General features: G+C 60.2%; 15 protein-coding genes. All 15 read right to left on the bottom strand.

All coding sequences use genetic code 11. The annotated features are described in order from the left end of the window. Positions 1 to 22: 22 nt before the first annotated feature. Positions 23 to 877, bottom strand: a complete 855-nt coding sequence (locus Q1W68_RS10925; protein WP_300648439.1) for an SDR family oxidoreductase — start codon at positions 875 to 877, stop codon at positions 23 to 25. Further along, on the bottom strand, positions 874 to 2,130 hold the full coding sequence (locus tag Q1W68_RS10920) for a glycosyltransferase family 4 protein (protein WP_300648437.1): 1,257 nt from the start codon (positions 2,128 to 2,130) through the stop codon (positions 874 to 876). Before Q1W68_RS10920 ends, Q1W68_RS10925 begins: the two co-directional genes overlap by 4 nt. Next, a complete protein-coding gene (locus Q1W68_RS10915) occupies positions 2,127 to 4,598 on the bottom strand; it encodes a hypothetical protein (RefSeq protein ID WP_300648435.1) in 2,472 nt (823 codons plus the stop codon). The genes Q1W68_RS10920 and Q1W68_RS10915 overlap by 4 nt, the downstream gene beginning before the upstream one ends. A gap of 10 nt (positions 4,599 to 4,608) precedes the next feature. After that, positions 4,609 to 6,063 carry a hypothetical protein gene (locus Q1W68_RS10910; RefSeq protein ID WP_300648434.1) on the bottom strand — a complete coding sequence of 485 codons (1,455 nt, stop codon included), beginning with the start codon at positions 6,061 to 6,063 and terminating at the stop codon, positions 4,609 to 4,611. A 194-nt stretch (positions 6,064 to 6,257) separates the two neighbouring features. Next, complete coding sequence (locus tag Q1W68_RS10905) at positions 6,258 to 7,307, bottom strand: glycosyltransferase (protein ID WP_300648432.1); 1,050 nt, start codon at positions 7,305 to 7,307, stop codon at positions 6,258 to 6,260. Continuing rightward, positions 7,304 to 8,026 (bottom strand): class I SAM-dependent methyltransferase, encoded by a 723-nt coding sequence (locus tag Q1W68_RS10900; protein WP_300648430.1) that lies wholly within the window; start codon positions 8,024 to 8,026, stop codon positions 7,304 to 7,306. Before Q1W68_RS10900 ends, Q1W68_RS10905 begins: the two co-directional genes overlap by 4 nt. After that, the gene (locus Q1W68_RS10895; protein WP_300648428.1) at positions 8,016 to 9,323 is read right to left on the bottom strand and encodes a glycosyltransferase; all 1,308 of its coding nucleotides are present in this window, start codon (positions 9,321 to 9,323) and stop codon (positions 8,016 to 8,018) included. The genes Q1W68_RS10900 and Q1W68_RS10895 overlap by 11 nt, the downstream gene beginning before the upstream one ends. Positions 9,324 to 9,338: 15 nt before the next feature. Beyond that, positions 9,339 to 11,555, bottom strand: a complete 2,217-nt coding sequence (locus Q1W68_RS10890) for a heparinase II/III family protein (protein WP_300659391.1) — start codon at positions 11,553 to 11,555, stop codon at positions 9,339 to 9,341. Beyond that, positions 11,533 to 12,819 carry an oligosaccharide flippase family protein gene (locus tag Q1W68_RS10885; protein ID WP_300648424.1) on the bottom strand — a complete coding sequence of 429 codons (1,287 nt, stop codon included), beginning with the start codon at positions 12,817 to 12,819 and terminating at the stop codon, positions 11,533 to 11,535. Before Q1W68_RS10885 ends, Q1W68_RS10890 begins: the two co-directional genes overlap by 23 nt. 6 nt (positions 12,820 to 12,825) lie before the next feature. Continuing rightward, a complete protein-coding gene (locus Q1W68_RS10880) occupies positions 12,826 to 14,184 on the bottom strand; it encodes a hypothetical protein (protein ID WP_300648422.1) in 1,359 nt (452 codons plus the stop codon). 8 nt (positions 14,185 to 14,192) lie between these two features. Then, positions 14,193 to 15,245 carry a glycosyltransferase gene (locus Q1W68_RS10875; RefSeq protein ID WP_300648420.1) on the bottom strand — a complete coding sequence of 351 codons (1,053 nt, stop codon included), beginning with the start codon at positions 15,243 to 15,245 and terminating at the stop codon, positions 14,193 to 14,195. A 2-nt stretch (positions 15,246 to 15,247) separates the two neighbouring features. Continuing rightward, positions 15,248 to 16,384 (bottom strand): N-acetyl sugar amidotransferase, encoded by a 1,137-nt coding sequence (locus Q1W68_RS10870; protein WP_300648418.1) that lies wholly within the window; start codon positions 16,382 to 16,384, stop codon positions 15,248 to 15,250. 7 nt (positions 16,385 to 16,391) lie between these two features. Continuing rightward, the gene (locus Q1W68_RS10865) at positions 16,392 to 17,153 is read right to left on the bottom strand and encodes an AglZ/HisF2 family acetamidino modification protein (protein ID WP_300648416.1); all 762 of its coding nucleotides are present in this window, start codon (positions 17,151 to 17,153) and stop codon (positions 16,392 to 16,394) included. Position 17,154: 1 nt separating this feature from the next. Beyond that, complete coding sequence (gene hisH / locus Q1W68_RS10860) at positions 17,155 to 17,766, bottom strand: imidazole glycerol phosphate synthase subunit HisH (RefSeq protein ID WP_300648414.1); 612 nt, start codon at positions 17,764 to 17,766, stop codon at positions 17,155 to 17,157. After that, positions 17,763 to 18,296 carry an acyltransferase gene (locus tag Q1W68_RS10855; protein ID WP_300648412.1) on the bottom strand — a complete coding sequence of 178 codons (534 nt, stop codon included), beginning with the start codon at positions 18,294 to 18,296 and terminating at the stop codon, positions 17,763 to 17,765. The genes hisH and Q1W68_RS10855 overlap by 4 nt, the downstream gene beginning before the upstream one ends. Positions 18,297 to 18,317: the final 21 nt, after the last annotated feature.

Below are 18,317 nucleotides of genomic sequence, written 5' to 3'. Positions count from 1 at the left end.
CCTGCAAACATCCCAATGTCCTTTAGTGAAAGTCGCGCATCCGCGCGATGAGTTCAGGCCAAGGCGCGGCAACGTATCCGGTGGCCTCTCGGAAGCGCTCGGCGTTCAATGACCGATCGATGGCGACGCGATCGTCGGGCTCGATATCGATCGTCTTGCCGTAGGCGTCGCGCACCAGCTTCAATAGATCGTATTTGGCGATGGGCTGTGCCGCTACATGGTAAAGGCCCGACAGCTCAGGGTTGGGCATTACGACATCGCGCACGACTCGCGAGAGCTCCACCGTGGGCAGGCCAGAGAAGATGGCCTTCCGATAGCCCTTGACCGTACCCTCTTGGGCGAGAAACCAGCCAACCAGTCCGTGTGCGCTGCTCAGTTCGTGGCCGATGATTGAAGTGCGCAGCGTGATGGCATGCGGATACGCCACTTCGCCCAAGTATTTGGAGCGGCCGTACAGGTCTTCCGCATCTGACGGATCGGACTCGCGGTAATCGCCCTTTTTGCCATTGAAGACGCAGTCTGTGCTGATATGCACGAAGCGCGAACCCACCAAACTACACAGACGGGCCAGTCGATGTGGAAGCAGTGCGTTGATGGGCAATGCGGAAAGCGGATCGTCCGCTTGCGCCAGTTGTTTTACCAGCCCGATGCAGTTGATCACGACCGAAGGCCGCACGTCGGCCAGCAGAGCGGCCAGTGAGTCGATGTTCTCGACATCAATGCCCGTGATGATGCGCTTCGCCAAGACGGCATCGAAGTTTTTCAACACACCGTTCGACCGGGCTGTTCCCCATGCCTCGTATTCGTCTGACTGCGCCAGGCTGCGCAGCATGGCGTTACCCAGCATGCCCGAGGCACCCAACACCAAAACTGTCACCGTGATTTCTCCTGTTTTTGAATGGCGTGTGTGGCCACGAGTTCTTCGAACTGTCCCACCAAATCACTGGCCAACCGGTCCAGAGAGAAATGAGCAAGCGCATACCGGCGCGCATTTTCGCCCATTTTGGCGCGTGAACGGTCGTTCATCCCCACCAGAGCCTGCACCGCTTCAGCGAGCGCCCGCGCATCTCCGGCGGCACATGCCACACCCGCTTTGGCCTCCTTGACCACCCGGGCACCTTCGCCGTTGAGCGAGGCAATGATCGGCCGCCCCGCGGCCAAATAGCCTTGGATCTTGCTCGGAATGGTGAGGGCGAAGATCGGTTCGTCGCGCAGCGACACCAGCAATGCAGACGCCGCCTCGTACAGTCGATGCATCGTGTCAGGTGCAAACCGACCGGGCAGTAATACGTTACGAAGCTTGCGGCGCTGGATCTCGTCGCTCAGCCACAAAGAGAGGCTTCCACTGCCGATCAAAAAGAACCGGGCTTGCGACCCGACCGATTGGAGCCGCTCGGCTGCATCCAGGATGGTGTCCAGGGACTGAGCGGCGCCGAGGTTGCCAGCGAAGACTACCGAGAATCCCGAGGCGATGTCTTTGGCCAATGTCGCCACATCGGCCGTGGTGTCGGCCACCGGTTCTTCGATCCATGCGTTGGGGTAGTAGTGGATGTCGGCCGCACCCTCGGTCAGCGCCAGAATGGGGGCACGGAACGCCGCGGAGGGCACCAGAACCCTGTCGGTGTGTCGATAGATGAAGCGAACCGCGTGAGCTACCAGATCCAGCGCGCGCTGGTTCTTGATGAAGCCAGTGGCGGACAGGCTCTCGGGCCAGAGGTCCTGCACCCACAACGCCAAAGGTGCGCACTTAAGTCGGGCGAGCCAGATAGCGGGAAGGGCCTGCAGCAACGGGGATGGGGCGTAAACGAAGACAGCGTCGAATGAGCGCCGTCGTAACATCCAGGGTCCGACGACCGCGCCGGCCATGATGAACGACAGGTAGTTCAGCAGCAGCCGCAGCGGCGACTGTTTGCCGCGCGGGAAGAGCGGCACACGGAGGACCTCAATGCCGTCGTAGCTCTCGCGGGCAGTGCCCCATGCGGAATAACCAGCGAACATCTTGCCTTCGGGGTAGTTGGGCTTGCCGGTCATGACGGTGACCTCAACGCCCTCGTCACGCAGCTTTCTCGTCAGTGCGTTGATACCGAAGGTTTCGGGCCAGAAGTATTGTGTGAAGATGAGGACCTTCATGCGATCAATGCGCCGTTTTTCTCGCCGGTTGCCGAAGGGATTTGCAAGCGCGCGATCAGCAGCCCCCAGATGAAGAACGTAATGATGCCCGGGTAAGGTTGGCGCATCCCTACCTTGAGCATGTTCTCGAAGAGAAGGAGGTAAAGCGCTGCCATTGTCGTTCCGAGAAGAACTGGCTTTGATATCACGTCACTACGCCGCTGCCAAATCCACTGGACTGTTGTGACCAGGAGGATGATCAAGGGCAGCATCGAGATCGCGCCAAAGTTATACAGACCGTCGAGCCAGTAATTGTGCGCGCTGGGGTGATGGTTCCGATCTGGGGGGGTTGCATGGCCAAGAAAGAAAGCCGCGGGCGATTCCATGATCCCGTCGGCGTAGAAGCGCCAGTGCGTCATGCGGGTCGCGCCGGTTGCAGGCGCAGAAGTTTCAGTCTGGTCCAGGTACGGGGCCAGTTTGTCGCGCCATTGCAAGGTGGTGCGGGGTCCGCCGGCCTTGCTCAAAGACTGGGCCAAGACACCGGTTTCTGAAAGAACCACGTACGACACTACGCAAACTCCCGCAAGCGCCACGGACGCTATGGCGCGTCGACTAATGCGGATCTTGCGTAGATGACTCAGAGCAAAGCAGGCGAGGCAGACCCCCGCACCCAGTACAGCTCCCCAGGAAAGCGATGCCACGATGTAAACCATGGCGACCGGCAGGAGAATGCCCAGCGTAACGCGGCAGGCTACGCCGCGGTCCCATAGCGCCTGGCTGACCATCATCAGCAATGCCACAACGACCATAGGTACGTACTGCAAATGCTGGTAGATGCTGAAGAAGAATACCTTGGGATGCAGCAGCGTGTAGCCCTGAAGCCATGTTGCTAGCAGTTGGGCTGGCAAGATTAGCAGCAGGACCCACAGTGCGGCGCGCTCAAAAACTGGTACAGCGGTCGATGCGCCATACATCTGGCCCAGAACCAGGCCAAACATGGGCAGCAGAAACTGCGCCAGGAGAATCAGTTTGGCGCCTTCGTATGTGTTGTTGCCCTGGGAGATCGTGAGCGAGGTCATCACGAACAGCAGCGCTGTGAAGAACAGGATCGCCAAAGTGCGCGCGGCGGCCGCGTAGTTGCCCAGCAGTGCAATCCCTGAAAACAAGGCCAGTATCGACAAAGGTAGGGGCAGCTTCAAGATGCTGCCTTCGGCGTCGAACACATAAATTGCGTCGCGAAACAGTCCGCCATTGAGTTGAAAGAAGAACGGAAGGAGCAAAAGGAAGCCGATGGCTAACAGAATCGGTTGCAGGTGGGCGGACGCGGTGCTTTTGCGCTGCCAGCCCACGCCTGCCAAGAAGGCCAGGCTGAGAAACCCGCTCAAGCCGTACAGACCGGCCAAGGCATTCGGTCCCAACACGTAGAAAACAAACGGCACGCAGGTGGCAATCAGCACATTGGCCAACAAATCCGGGCCGAATACGTCTTCCCCGCCGGCCCGCTGGATCAGGCGTGTGCGCAGCGTGGCTGCCACGCTCATCAGCGCGCCGCCTGCTATCGAAATCCCAGTGGCGAGCCAGAAATTGGGCGCACGATCCAGCGCACCCAGCCAGTCGGGCTGCGTTACGCCCAGAGCCACCACCCAAGCTGCTATCAACAACATGCCCAATGGAACGATCAGCAGCCATTTGGGCAGGCCTCTCGAGCCATAGCGGTGCGCCAGCGTTGGCGCCAGTGCCTGTCCATAGATCGTCGGAATGAGGCCGCCGATGGCAAAAGCGGTGAAGAGATCGCCGGCCACCACCTTCCCCGCCAACAATACGATGGATATGCGAAACACATAGACGCCGGTGCCGATGATGGCGGTCGACCCGAAATGCGGGAGCAGCGTCTTCAACGAAAAGTCTCTTGTGCCCGCGCGCAACGTGAGACGTGCCTGGCGCGCAGCCAGGAGCGGCGCCAGCGCCCACGGAACGGCGCAGGCGGCCAGATCCCAGTCCACAAGCAATGGCAGTAAGCAGAGCAAAAACGAGAAAGTCTCGGCGAACATGGCTTGCGTCGGAATGGTGAGCTGGTATTTCTGTTCGTGCCGCGCAAGTCCGATCTCGCCCAGCCATTCCGACGCCCGCCGCAGGATCAACACCAGCGCGAGCGCAGCGCTGGCATCGCCCACGCTCACGCTGAGCAGATACGCCGCGGCCGAGAGTGGCAGCAACAGCCAGAAGCGGGTCTGCAACAGGCGTGCAGCTGCAGAGCCCGTGGGGTCCGCAAGAATAAGGTTTCGGGCATTTGCCGAAAACGCATAGAAGAGCGCCAACGTCGCACCCTGTACAAGGCCGATGTTGGCTGCGATCTCGGACTGACCCGCAAGGCCGAAGACCAGCAGCAGTGCCGTCATTGAAAACGAGTTCAGCAGGGCCGCGAGCGGGAACACGAGCAACGCGCGCCGGGACGTCAGCACAGGGCGATTCAAGTGAACGGATTCCATGTCAGCAGTTTCAGTCCGATGCACGGAATCTGGCCATCCAGCGTTGCAGTACCCAGCCGGCGGCAGCGATGAGCAATACGTTCAAGACCAATGTGCCGAACAACAAGTAAGACTGCTTCGGCACGTAACCAAAGCTTGCATACCGAAACGCAACCACCTGGGCGAGAAGGGAGCACAGAACCCAGTTCTGGCCGCCTAGTCGGTAAGCCAAATATTCGTACATGGCTCCTGTCAACCCGATCAGCAGAAGGCCGACGAACACGAACGCTAGGGAACCTGGGTAGTAGAAGAATGCGATGACGCCAGGGAGTGAAACGAAATGGTGCTTGGCTTTGTCAATGGTAGGTATCGCGTAGGGTGAGTCGATAAAGTAGCGGTCATACAAGCTCAGCTGGCCTTCTTGGAATTTCTCCAGCCACGCCTCATTCCACAAATTCCAGCCGAGGCGATTGGAAGAGGACACGGCCATCACCCCTTCGATGCCCACCCAACGGTCGATGAAGAGAGGGCCGGTCATGTCTCTTGCATTCGCTGCAATGTCGGCCGAGCTGTACGCAAGGGTGGGAGCCGCAGTCGCCGACGTGCGCGGTGCCTCAATGTCACGCAGAACACTGTTGGCCCGCAGGTAGTTGACGGCGAGCACCGATGCTACGAACAGGATAGAGAATGCGACGGTAGCGACCACCATCGTCCTGATGTCCAGGCGAATCTTCGCGGCGAGCAAGGTGCGCAGACCACCCAATCCAAGGGCTGCCGCGTTGAGAATCATGCCGCGGCTCAACAGCGAAACGTTGGAGAAAAAGCATTCCAGCAAAGGCGGAAAGATAGCCAGCATGGAGATCTTGCGTTGCAACTCGATCTCAAAGCGGATGATCAAGGCCGCAATCGACGCCAAGCCGAATTGCAGCAACCATTTGTAGATGCCGTTGAGGCCGAATGGCAGCACGGTTTGCACCACCATGCCTCTTTGGTAGATGCCCAGCCCGATGTTGCTCGCTGCCACTGCGATGACCAGCAGCACGAAAAGCGCAACAAGGGTTTTGCGGTACACCCGGTAAACCTCGAACAAGCCTTGACCCGCGCAAGAGGGTGGAGTGGCTGTGTAGCTAAAGAATCTTTGTCGCATAAAGCTGGCCGCCAGCAAACCGACAAAGCCACATGAAGCGATGGTCAATGCGTGATCGAAAGCGGCCGCCGAGCCGTCAAACGCCCCGACGGGCTCGCTGAATCGTCCTGCCATGAAAGCCACTCGCACGGACAACTTCAGCCAGAACCCCAGCCACAGAAAGATGCCAATGAAGGTGTCGAAGTAGAGCGCATTCTTTCGGAAACCGTTGAACAACAAAGCGTTCGCGGTGAGCGTGAATACTGCATAGGTCAGCCAGTGCCCTTGGTAGCGGGAACCCGCCAATAGGGCGAGTGCGAGACATGCGATCGTGAAGAGCAGAGCGAAAAAGCGAATCATCTGAATTCAGAATCCCAGTGCGTTGTGGGGAATGCCGGGAAGGATGGAAGATGTTCACATTCCCACCACTTTGCTGGAGGAAGTGCAGCGTCTTGGGCGTGTACTCAGATTACTGCAGCGCATCCCAACCGAGGATGGTTGGGTCGGTGTGCTTTTCTTATGGGTGTTTCGTTCGTACTGACGGCGAAAAGATTTTAAGCGGCATTGCTTCTCACACCCCTGTCCCTATTGCAGTCGCGAAGCACCTCTTGTACGAACTCCACACTCGACAGCACGCGCGGCGGTACTTCGACGCCGTTGAGAAATCGGCCGACGGCACGGGCGATCGACAGTGGCGAGTGGGGGTCGAAGGTCACGTTCGGGCAAACCACGTCGCGCACATAGTCCAACTCTGACGCAAGTATCGGCAGACCCAGCCGGGATGCTTCGATCAGAGGAAGACCGAACGACTCCAGGGTGGAAGGATAGATGAGCGCCCGGGCCTGCTGGTAACGTTGTGTCATCTCCTGCGCTGCGACCGTGCCCAGATTTGTAATCCGCAACCCATGGTCTTGAACGGCACGCCTTAGGTGCTGCACCAGTGGGGCGTGTCTCTCCGGATCGAGAGTCAGGCAGAGCGAAGGGAGCAGGCCCTGCTGTCCCAGAATTCGCCAAGCTTCGATCAGCTCGCGGTGGTGTTTGTGTGGCTCGCCCGAGGCCACGTAAATGAAGTCGAAAGACGGATCGTCCCTCGTTGCCTGGGGTTCGGTTTCTGCGGGGGCAAACGGAAAGACCTTGGGCTCGATGCCCGCCGCGCGGTGGAGTTCTTCGGCCATCGAGGCGGTTTGAACGTAGACGGCCATGGCGCTTGCGTCCACGCGCCGCGCGAACCACAGCCGTTCCAGCCGAATGCGCAAGCGCTCCCGCAGCGAAAACGCGCTCAAATCGCGCTGACCGAACAGATAGCGGTTTTGCAGGAACACCACCACTTTGCCTTGGTTGCGCAACAAGGGCGGCAGGTTGCCAAAGCACAGAACAGTGTCGCCGGGCCTGGTCAACTGCTGCACACGGCGTTCCGCGTACCAACGCCCGAGCAGGGTGGGCGAGAAGCGCTCGAAGGCGAGCGACGAAGGCACGGACGATTTGTCGAGGCGGCTGTCCAACAATGCAAGGCTGTCGTCCAGCGCAATGGCATTAAGTAACGACAGCAGCAGCGTGCGTCCGCCACCTTGGTGGATGTTGGGCGCGTGAACAATCAGGGTCACGATGGTACCTTGGGAGCGGCGAGGACGAGCAAGGTCTCGCCACCCATCAGGCGCGCACCCATATCGTGGTTGATGGCAAATACGGCTTTGCGCGCGAGGCCCGCGAGCCGGGTCTTGAGCGAGCGCCGCGGCGCGTTCAGAGCGGCACCCGTGTAGCGTGCTTCGATGATTTCGTAGCCGCATTCTTCCAGCATCGCCAGGGCGAGCTTGCGCGTGTAGTAGTGGATGTGTCCGACCTGCTCGCGCACATGTAAAAGTGGCGACTCTCGTAACACGCTGATCGCGGAGAGATCCAGCGGGATGTGAAACACCGCGTACCGGCCGTGGGGACGGAGCCGTTCCAGGAAACTGAAGGGGTCGCCCAGGTGTTCGAGTACGTCCAGTAGCAACACCACGTCTTGGGCCCCGTGGTTGATTTCAAGAAAGTCGCCCACTTCGAAATGGATGCGAGCGGTTTCGTGCCGCGCCCAGAAGCCTGCGGCGCCAGGCGCTATGTCGTAGCCCGACAACTGCGTTCCGGGGTAGGACGAGCGCAGCGCAGCCAGCACGCCGCCAGCACCGCATCCGACCTCGACCAAGGTTTGCGGCCGTATCTTGTTGCGCAGCAGGATGTCCGCGACCAAGGCGGCCTTCCAGGGCGCGTCGCCGGAATCCCAGTCCGGGTTCTTGTCTGCGTATTCGCCGCTCAGGTAGCGGCGGGAAACGATGTCATCGGCCATGTTCTTTTCCCACGTGGGGTTGTTCCAGTGCTGCACGGTAGAGCCCAGCGATGTGTGCCGCCGAGTATCGGTCCCTAACGCGAGCCACGGTATCGGGATGAACCTGCGGGAGCGATTCGATGAACGTGCGCAGGGACGCCAGATCGGTGCCTGTGGGTGCAATGCTGCGCACCAGTGTCAGCGTGGCGGGATAGTCCGAGAGTGCGGTCAACGAAGTGTCGGCCGGCGAACTGATGATGTTCAGGATGGGCCGCCCTACCGCCATGTATTCGATGACTTTGCTCGCCAGTTGAGAAGCGGAGTCGTTTCCGATATTGACCAAGATGTCCGCGTCCAGCATGGCGACATGAACCGCCGCCCGATCGACGACACCATGCACAAAGACCCGTGAGCGCACGCTGTCAGGCGCGGCTGCCAGTTCATTGCCGCAGTCGTTGACCGCACCGTAGAAGTGAAGTTCCAGGGTGCTGTTCGGCATGGCAGCGGCCAAGGCGGCGAATGTCTGCAGCAAAAACACCGGGCTGCGCAGCTGGCGGTACAACGTGCCGACGAAGACCAAACGCACGACCTCCCGCGCTTGGCGCGGGAGGTCCACAGGCAAGGCTGGCAGCGACAACAATGGCGGCATCAGGTGCAGTTTGCCGCGTGATTGCGGGAAGTGCGATTCGTACAGCCGCTGCGTCGACTCGGTCGTGACACTGATGGCGTCGGCCAGCGAAAGGATGCGGTCCTCGGCCCATCGGTTGAGCCTGGCGAACAGGCGCCGGTTGTTGGGGGCGGGCTCTTCCATGAGGCAGAACGGATCGCCGATGTCGACGAACCATCGTGCGCCGTGTGCATGCTTGTGCGTGAGCCAGCCCACCACGTGCCCGCTGAAGGGGTGAGACACGGACACGATCCAGTCATAGCGGTGCGTCTTGCACGCCGCGCGGGCCTTCTTGGTGGCCGGGAGAATCCAGCCGCAGGCGTAGTCCGGCCAATAGGTGATGCGCCAGATCCACCGCGCGGTTTTGCGCAGCTTGGCGCGCAAGGCTTGGCGCCAGCCGCCCCCCGTTCTTGTCAACCCAGCAGTGGTAGCGCCGGGCGTGACGCGCGCGGATGCATCGAGCAAGGCATCGCCTACCCGGTGCACCATAATGCCCGCCACTTCTTCGTTCGGCTTTGTGCCCACGGCAGCCGCGCACAAGATGTGGACTTCGTGGCCGGCGCTGGCGAACTGTTGCGCCAGCGCGGCCCAGCGAAAGGCGCGAGGCGTCAGGTCCGGTGTATAGGAATGGGTGATCAGCAGTATTTTCACGGGCAGACTTGCGGCTTAACCCAGCACCCGGCCATACCCTTGCGAAAAGGGCAATGGGGCGGGGTCTGAAGAGGACAGTGTCAGGCCGCCTTCGGCCATGTCGTGGAGGTTGATGTGGTCATCTTCGAGCGCAACCATGCGGACGACCCAGGCGCCATATCCCTTGTGCCGACCGATGAAGCCGCGGGGTCCGACGTAGAGGCATTCGCCGGTCGCGCTGCCACGCAGATCGAACAGACCCAGTGTGAGATCGACCGGCTCGCGCCCCTTGACGTGGGGCACATGGTGAGCGTGCGCACTCCGGTAGGCGTTACGCTGTTGAGGCGAAGGCGTGTAGACATAGGTGCCTGGGTCGCGCACGTGGTTGATGCCATCGATGACGAGTTCGATTGCCAGCTGGTCGCCGTGTGCGTGTGCCCCCAGACCCGCCACGCCAATCTCGCCGCACCGCACCGCGAGGAACAGGCGGTCGCTGCGCCACACGTAGCAACCCATGCCGGAGAATGCGGCGCATTGAACGTCGTTGCGCAGGCCGGAGGATGCGGCGGCGAAGCGAGTTGTCCAACGACTCTGCGGCGGTGTCTGTTCGAAATTGCGCAGGTGTTTCTGCCAGACGCCATCATCACCCACCAGGCGCTGGGCTTCGTCCTTGTGCGTGCGTGAGTGCGCTGTGCCGCAGTCATCCAGGCCGGCAAATCGCCGCACCGTAAAAGCCCTGACGTTGTCGACACCCTGGAGGTTCGTCCTCGCCCCGAGAAGCGTGCGGATGTCCGCCACCAAGGCCGCGTGATCCAGCGACCACAAAGGGTTCGACGGATCGTTGCCAGCACGGACTTGCTCGCCGCTCAACAACGTGATGAAACGGCCGCTGTCGTTATCGCCGAACTGGACCACTGCACCGTCTGGACGCGTTAGTGCCTCGGTGAAATCCGCCATTCGGCCCAGGCGCGCCCAGCACCAGGGCGGCACGGGCGAGGTGCGGTCGCCGCTGCCGGGCACAGGGTGCATCTCAAACGCCGTGGGCCGCAGCCGGGGCAATGGCCGCAGACGCGAGTGCTCGGGCTGCGCCAGCACGGCGCGCTGCGATTGCGAAAGGCCCGTCAGAACGGCGCATCCCCACAACACCATTTCGGCAGACAGACGGTGGTAGCAGACAGAGGCCTCGAAGTTGCTGCCATCCTCGTGGAACTGATACTGGACTTCGGCCAGCAGTTCCTGCGTCGCAAATACGAGCCAACTGTTCACCTCTTCATCGCCGGGCAGGTAGGCCGCTGCGAAGAGCAGCCCCACGATGTTGGCCAGATAGTGGTTGCCACGGTACATCGGCGACCACTCCAGATTCTTGATGACATGCCTGGCGTGTGCGTAAATGCTGGCGGCGAAGCAGCTTTCGAACCCTTCGTCCAGCGATGCGCCTGAGGCGATGAGAATGTCTCGCGCCACCAGTAGATTGGCGCAGCGGATCGCCACGTCCATCGCACAGCTCCAGTTGACGCCGAAGCCAGGAGGGTTGTTGGCTATGAAATCGAGAATCTGGTTTCGCAGTTCCTGTTCGTAGATCAAAGCCTCTTTGAATCCCGGCATGTGCTGACGTGCGAAGTGGCAGGCCAGTGCCAGGGCGGGCAGGTGCTGCAGGCGGGCCAGCTCCCACGGAACCTTGATGTCGACACCGGGCAAGTGACCCAGCGGAATGTCGCGGTGCCATGTTCTTTCGTCCCACCGATAGCCAGAGATGAAGTCGCGCTGCCAGTCGATCGGGGAGTACCCTTCCCCGACCAGTCGCCAGATGCGTTGTGATTCCTTCAAGTTGGTTCGGTTGATTCGGCCCGACAGCCAGTGCCCGAGCCCGTCCGCTTGAAGCGGCAACGGTGCAGGGTAGCGAACACCCTCGAACCCCTGGCAGTCGATACCGTGTGCGACCACCGTCGGACCGGACCCGAGCAGATCAAAAGCATGCCGAACGGCGGCATCGGCCTGCTGCAGCACGAGGAACTCCAGACGGGGGTCGCAGGTCGGGAACAGCGCCATGAAGCGGCCGTCCATGAAAGAGAAACGGCCAGAAAAACAGGCCTCACGGGCGTTCTCGGCCAGGTCGAAGCTGGCGCCAAGACGGTAAGTCAGCTGCTCCACCCGGTGGGACATTTCGCGCCGCATGCGGCCGCGAATTCTCTGCGCCAGGGTCAACATCCCCTGGAGATAGCGCGCGCTGTTACCCATTTTCGCCAGAGGCACGAGAGGCCTGGCTGTGCAATGCACGGGTTTCGACAACCAGCACCCACCAGATCAAAACGGCAGACACGACGGTGACCAACACCTGTGTCCAGGCCGCGCCATAGATGCCGTACCGCTCGCAAAGGGGAAGACCGATGGTGACGGTGAGGATGGTGGCGAACACCGCGATCCAGGCGCCTTGCTTGATGGCACCCACGCCAACCAAGGCAGCCCCGCCTACGGCAAAGGTGCTCCACAGAAAGAACTTGAGCATGAGGATCGCCAGGATGTTGCTGAGGCCGGCATAGCTGTCGCCCAGAAACCAGGTTTCAATCGCCTTGGCCAGCAGGACCAGGCCCACCGCCACCGGAACGGCCGCGACCGACAGAAGCGTGGACCAGCGCACCAGGCGTTTCTTGAATAGCGCCGGGTCGTGAATAAGGGCGGTGAACATGGGGGTCGCCACACTTTGAACGGCGCCGCCGAGCGCCACGGCAGCAAAAAAGAACACCGTGGCCAGCGAGTACACGGCGATCATCTCCTTCTGCGTGCCCACGAAGTCCAGCATGATCACGTCGGCGTATTGACCGAGTGCGGTCACGGCGGTGCCGAAGACACTGTAGAAGGCCAGACTTGAAAAGTCGGCGGGCACTGCCACGGCAGTTGCCGGACGGAACAGCGGGCGGGACAGGGTCAGCAAAGGCACACAGATCAGGTAAGCGGTAACAAACGCGGCCACCAGCAATCCCGCCAGCCCGAACCAGTACACCGCCCCGACGGTCAGTACCAAGGTGACGACGCGGATCGCAACCTGATAGAAAGCCAAGGCCTTGAACTGTTGATTGGCCTGAAGATAGACCAGCAGCAGGCTGGCGAGTGCCAACCCAGGCAGTTGCAAGACATAGGAAGCAAAAACGCCGGCCTGCAGCTTGTCCATCGGCCACGCCAGCAAAAGGCCGAGTGCGCCGACAGAGACCCCTGCAGAGATGACCAGCACGCGCCGGATGCCAACGGCCAGCAGCGCACGCCGCTCGCTCAGCGACATGGTAATGTCCGCGCAATACCGCAACACGGGGGCTGTGATGCCACCCGCGGCCAGCACCGTCCCGATCGCCGCATACGCCAGCGCGATGCGCACCAAGGCGAATTCGTCCGGAGGCAGCAGTTTTGCAATCAGCAGAACCCCAATGAAGGCCACGCCTTGCTGCGCGATGTTGGCGACCATGACGTGCGGGAGTCCGCGGGCCATCATCGCGGCGATGCCGTTTTGAAAGCGCGCCTTCATGGGCAATCAGGCATCAAGTCGCTGGTCCAGTTCGCTCTGGATCCAGCGGAATTTTCCCGTGCCACCCCGACTAAGCGATTCGTGTTGAACGGGCACGATGGACACGCCTGCCAGGATGCTTTGGAGGCCGGCTGCAATGTCGGCGATTTCGGCCGCGCCATCGGCGTTGTCGCCGGTGCAGTAGCGCAACTCGACAGCGTTTTTCTCGCGCTGCACCAGCTGGATCTCACGCACCACGCGCAGATGCTTCAAGGGATACGTGATGATTGCGGGCGGAATCCAACCCCGCACCGGGCTGTACAGGTAGTCTTCCGCACGGCCATCCACGGTAAGCACAAGCGGGTCCGCATACCTGCCGCAAGCCGGGCACACCTTGCGGTCCGCTACGCGGATCCGGTCAGACATCTGGTACCGGATGAAAGGGTTGACCGCGTTGAACAGATTGGTGCCGATCAGCGAGCCATCTTCTTCCACCTCGATTCTGGAATACAGCGGCAGCATGTGGTAAGTGCGCTCGGTCTCGCACCAGGCGCCTAGCGCGACCCGCTCTGCATTGCCGTAGTGAGCGATCAGCCTGGCACCGGGAAAGGCCTGCTCGATCATCTCGGTCTGGTGCGGGTAGACCATTTCGGACGCCAGCATGATGCCCCGTATGCCCTCAAACCGAATGCCTTCCCTGACACAGGTGCGGGCCAGCAGATCCAGCGCGCTCGGGTAACCATGCAGGAAGGCGACGCGGTTGTGGCGGCACGCGTCTGCGTAGTGCCGAACGCTTTCGGGCCCCAGATCGAGGATGGAGCAACGCAGCATGTTGTATTCGGGAAACTTCTGGACAATGCGCCCGTCGGGCACGAGTCCACGAAACTCCGCCCGCCAGCTGGTGATCGGGTCGTAGCCGATCCGTCGCCACTGGTGGCAGATGGCCGCCCACTCACGCTGGTTGTCATCTGCGTCATGGAAGAACTGCAGCGCGTTTCCCGTGGTGCCCGACGTGCTCGCCGGAGAGAGGCTCGAAGCCAGTTCCGGCCGACTGGGGATATTGCGAAAACCGCTGCGCGTCTGGACCGGGAACACGGAGTCGAGATGGGCCGCCGCATGGGCAGCATCGTGCCCTTTCAGCATCTCTCGGTAGGTGGGGTGGCGCAGCTTGAGTTTCTGCAGCAACCGCACCAGCTGCTGCTGCTGATACGCATCCGTCTGTTCCGGCGACCATGTTTCGGCCTCTTTGAAACGCTGGTACCACTCGAAGAAGTGGCGCCCGAGCCTGTACCGGTAGGGCACCGTGGCCTTCAAATGCCGCGCAGCAGACTCGAGTTGGGGAATCCCTTTCAGACCTGCTGCAATTGTTTGGCGCATGGATGGCATGGCGACGTTCAGGAGCCGATCTGCCGATAGATGTCCATCATGTCGCGCGCAACCACGAGCGAGTCGTGGTACTTCTCGACATACTGCCGGCTCTTGTAGGCAAGGCTGGCGCGCCGCTGAGGGTTTTCGATGAGCCCTCTCAAGACGGAAGTGATCGTGTCTGGATTTGCATTCACCAGGGGCATTTCTGCCGGGTACTTTTCGACCAGGTCTGAGCGAATGTAGGTGATGGTGGGCTTGCCCGCCGCCATAGCCTCTACCGCGGTGACGCCATGCGATCCACAACGCAGTTCATCCACGTACACATCGCAAGCAGACAGCTCCCGATAGAACTCGGACTGCTTGAGCTGCCGGAGTTTTCTGAATTCGAATTGATGGCCTTCTGCCCGGAGTTGTTCGAAGGCGGCCTCGATTTCCTCCGTGCCCTTGACTTTGGGCTCTGTGGGAACGTGAAGGAAAACAGGTGGCCGGCTGGTGTTCGGTGGTTTGAAATCGAAGCGTTTGAGATCGACAGGCTGCCGGAACACAAACACCTTTTCAAAATAAGGCGCTACATATTCAGCCATTTCACAGTCAGTGGCCGCGAATCGCACGTAGCGGGAAACAGACTTCAGATAGGCACGAATTCCGTCGTCTCTGGCAGGGTCAGGCTCCCGGTAAAAGTAGGGATTGCGGGCCCTGGCCAACTCCACGATGCGCGCATCACCGCCCCCGAAACTGATCAGCATCGGCACGCGGCAAGCGGCCAGATAGCGACCTTCCAGCATGTGGTGCAGACTGCCGCGCAGAAGGTGGCTCCCGTGGTAATGCACCAGGGAAAACCGGGACGGGATGCGCGCGAGAAATGCCGCACGCAGTGCGAATTTCACCGCGCGAGGGGCGGCGGCGATGCAAATAGCCTCGTGAAAAGGCAGGCGCCGGTCGAGGTCATGCACATCCGTTTCCTCGGGGATGACATTGATAGACGGATGACCTAGCACGTTGAGCGCTTCGGCGAGCCAATATGGCCATGCTGCCAGACTGCCATATTGCAGTATGGGCTTGCGGTTGTCGGGTGGCATGCTCAGCTCTTGGCCGTGTACTTCATATAGAAGCTTTTCGGGATGAGGTCCATTTTGTACATGAGCCAGAAGAAGGGGCGCATCCGCTCGAACGTCTTCTTGTACGTGCGGTAGTCCCGGTACGTTTTCTTGGGCATCGTCATCAATTGCCGGAACTCGTCGTCCGAAAAGCCCAGACGCTTCTTGACGAAGTCCACCAGTCCGGCCTCGATGTGCGGCGGCTCGTCCATCAGACGAAGTGCCTCTTCGCGTGTCATCCAGCCATTGCGGCAGTAGGCGGAATATCCAGCGATCCGGAAATCGATGTCCCAGCGGGTGGGTAGAAAATGACTGTGATAGAAGGCGGTGAACCGATTCTCGAGATGGTGTCCGCCGTACCATTGCCAGCCGTACTTTTCGGTCAACAGTGACTTGGCAGCTTCCTTGTCATAGTCCATGAAGTACAAAGGGCGGATCTTCTTGATGCCGCCGAAAAGCATCCATTTCAATTGGTCCCGCAACCATAGGTTGGGGAATGTCTTCATGGGCACCTTGCCGAACTGTTGATGAACGGACTGAATGTATTTCCCGTCCATGTAGATCCAGCCCAGTGGCGCCACACCCTCTGTGCGAAACGAATGTCCCTCGATCATGTACTTGATACCGAATTTCTCTGCGGCCTTGTACAAGGTCGTCGCAAGTCCGATGTCGGTTGGGGTTTCTAGGTCTTTGACGCCCGCCTTGAAGAAGGAGCGATAAAGATCGTCGTACTCCTTGTTGTCCACCACGATGGTGAAGAGATCCACGCCCAATTTTTCCAGCACGTTGTGGATATTCTCTGTGGCGATCGTCGAGTTCCAGGTGTTGTCAAAGTGGGCGGCGAGCAGGCGCAACCCGTGGACCTCCTTCATCTGGTGCACCAGGTACGAGGAATCGCAGCCACCACTGACGCCGATGATGGCGTCGTATTTCTTTCCTCGGCCGGCAGCCTTCATGTCGTCGACGAGCTGCTGAAGGCGGGCCGCGCCGTCCACGCCGGTCGGGTACTCCTGCTCCAGGCCATCGATCTGCCGGCAGTAGTTGCACACTCCTTCGCCGTCAAAGCTGATGTTGGGGACCTTCTCGTCGTAGATGCAGCGGGAGCAGATGTGTTTTGCCATGGAGTATTTATTCAAACAATGCGTCTTGGTCTTTGCGGGCCGGAAACTTGATCAGGACACCCAGGTCCTTGCCCTGGAACACGGCCATGCTGCCAATCGCAACGGCTGATGCACCCGCTTCTTTCACGGCGGCCTTGATGTCCTGCAGAGAACCCGCACCACCCGTGGCCACCACCGGCACGCCCACGCCGCGGCTGACCGAATCGATCACTTTGAGATCGAAGCCGGACCATGTTCCGTCGCGGTCAATTGAATACAGCAGGATCTCTCCAGCGCCCTTTGCTTCGAATTCACGGGCCGCATCGAGTGGCGACACCTTGGTGTCGCGGGTACCGTTGCGCGTGCGCACCGTAAGCTTCCCCAGCAAGGCCTTTTTCACGTCGAGCGTCACCACCACCGCCTGCGAGCCAAACTCGCGTGCTGCCTCTTGAACGAGATTGGGCACCTCGAACGCGGCAGCCCCCAGCGCGATCTTTTCAATACCCAGTGCGTACAGACGCCTCATCTCCTCGATGGTACGCACACCGCCTCCGTAGCAAATGGGCATGAAGCACTCGCTGACGACCTTTTCCAACGTGTCGAAGTCGATTCCACGGCTTTGCGTGGTGGCGTGAATGTCCAGCAGGATCAGTTCGTCGACTTCCTTCTGGTTGAAGATGCGGACCGCATTCACGGGGTCGCCTACGTACGGACCCTCCTTGAAGCGGACGGTTTTGACCAGAGCGCCGTTGCTCATGAGCAGGCAGGGCATCAATCGGGTGGACAGCATCTCAGATCCCGACAAAATTCTTGATCAGCTGCATGCCGTAGCGGTGGCTCTTTTCCGGATGGAACTGAAGCCCCATGACGTTGCCTCGCTGGACGCCGGATGTGAACGACAGTCCGTACTCAGACTGGAGCAGGACGTCTTCAGGGTTCTCACAGTCGAAGTAGTAGGAGTGCACGAAATAGAAGCGTGCATCGTGCTCAAGGCCTTGGGTCAGCGCGTGAGGTATCACCGGTGTGACCCGGTTCCAGCCCATGTGTGGAATTTTGAGAGCAGCTGTTTGACCTTCAAAACGGAACCGTCGAACCTTGCCTGCAATCAGCCCGAGTCCCGCCATCGTGCCTTCCTCGCTCCCGTTGGCCAGCAGTTGCATGCCCAGGCAAATACCCAGAAAAGGAAAGCCTTCCCTTGCGCGCTGCTTCAGTGGCTCTACGAGGCCCAAGGCAGCCAATCGTGTCATTGCATTGTCGAAACTGCCCACTCCGGGCAGAAGAATCTTTTGGGCTGCGAGAACGCCTTCCGCGTCCCGTGCAACCTCCGCCTTGCCACCCACATGCTTGATCATGTTGAGCACGGATCCAATATTGCCCGCTCCGTAGTCGATGACAGTGATCAAGTTTTCCTCGCATTTCTGTCCGACGGGCCCACAACTCGACAAGGAGTACCGAAAGCTTTGGAACCCGAAGGAATGTCCGTAAGCACGAGGCTGTTAGCGCCAACTACGACACTGTCACCAATGGTGACGCCTTTGGCTACCACGACATTGGGACCCAGGTAACAGTTCGAACCAATACTTGTGCGCGCTTGTTGGATCGGCTCAACACCTCCGCTGATGGATCTGCGAACCGTGTCGTGCGAATAGATCTGCACTCCCGCAGAAATTGAGCAATGGGAGCCTATCTCCAAGCCACCGGAGCCATCTAGAAGCGTGAACGGGCCGATCCATGTGTGGTTCCCTACCTTCACGTCGCCCAAAATTACACTGCTGTCGTAGACCGAAGCGCCTTCACCAAACCCCAGTTCTCTCGCCTTCTCCCATCGATCCACGACGTAGTCGCCAAATGGAAGCGTCCGGTTGAACTGGGTGTGAAGGTCGCGCCGGCGGGCGAGCCAGAAAGTCTTCAGGTCATGTAGAAGGGGTGGCATAGGTCAGTAGGGTGATTCTCC

This window comes from Hydrogenophaga sp. (genome assembly GCF_030158645.1).
GTDB lineage: Bacteria > Pseudomonadota > Gammaproteobacteria > Burkholderiales > Burkholderiaceae_C > Hydrogenophaga.
The sequence above is the reverse complement of the archived record's forward strand: the minus strand, read 5'-3'. Positions and strand labels throughout refer to the sequence as shown.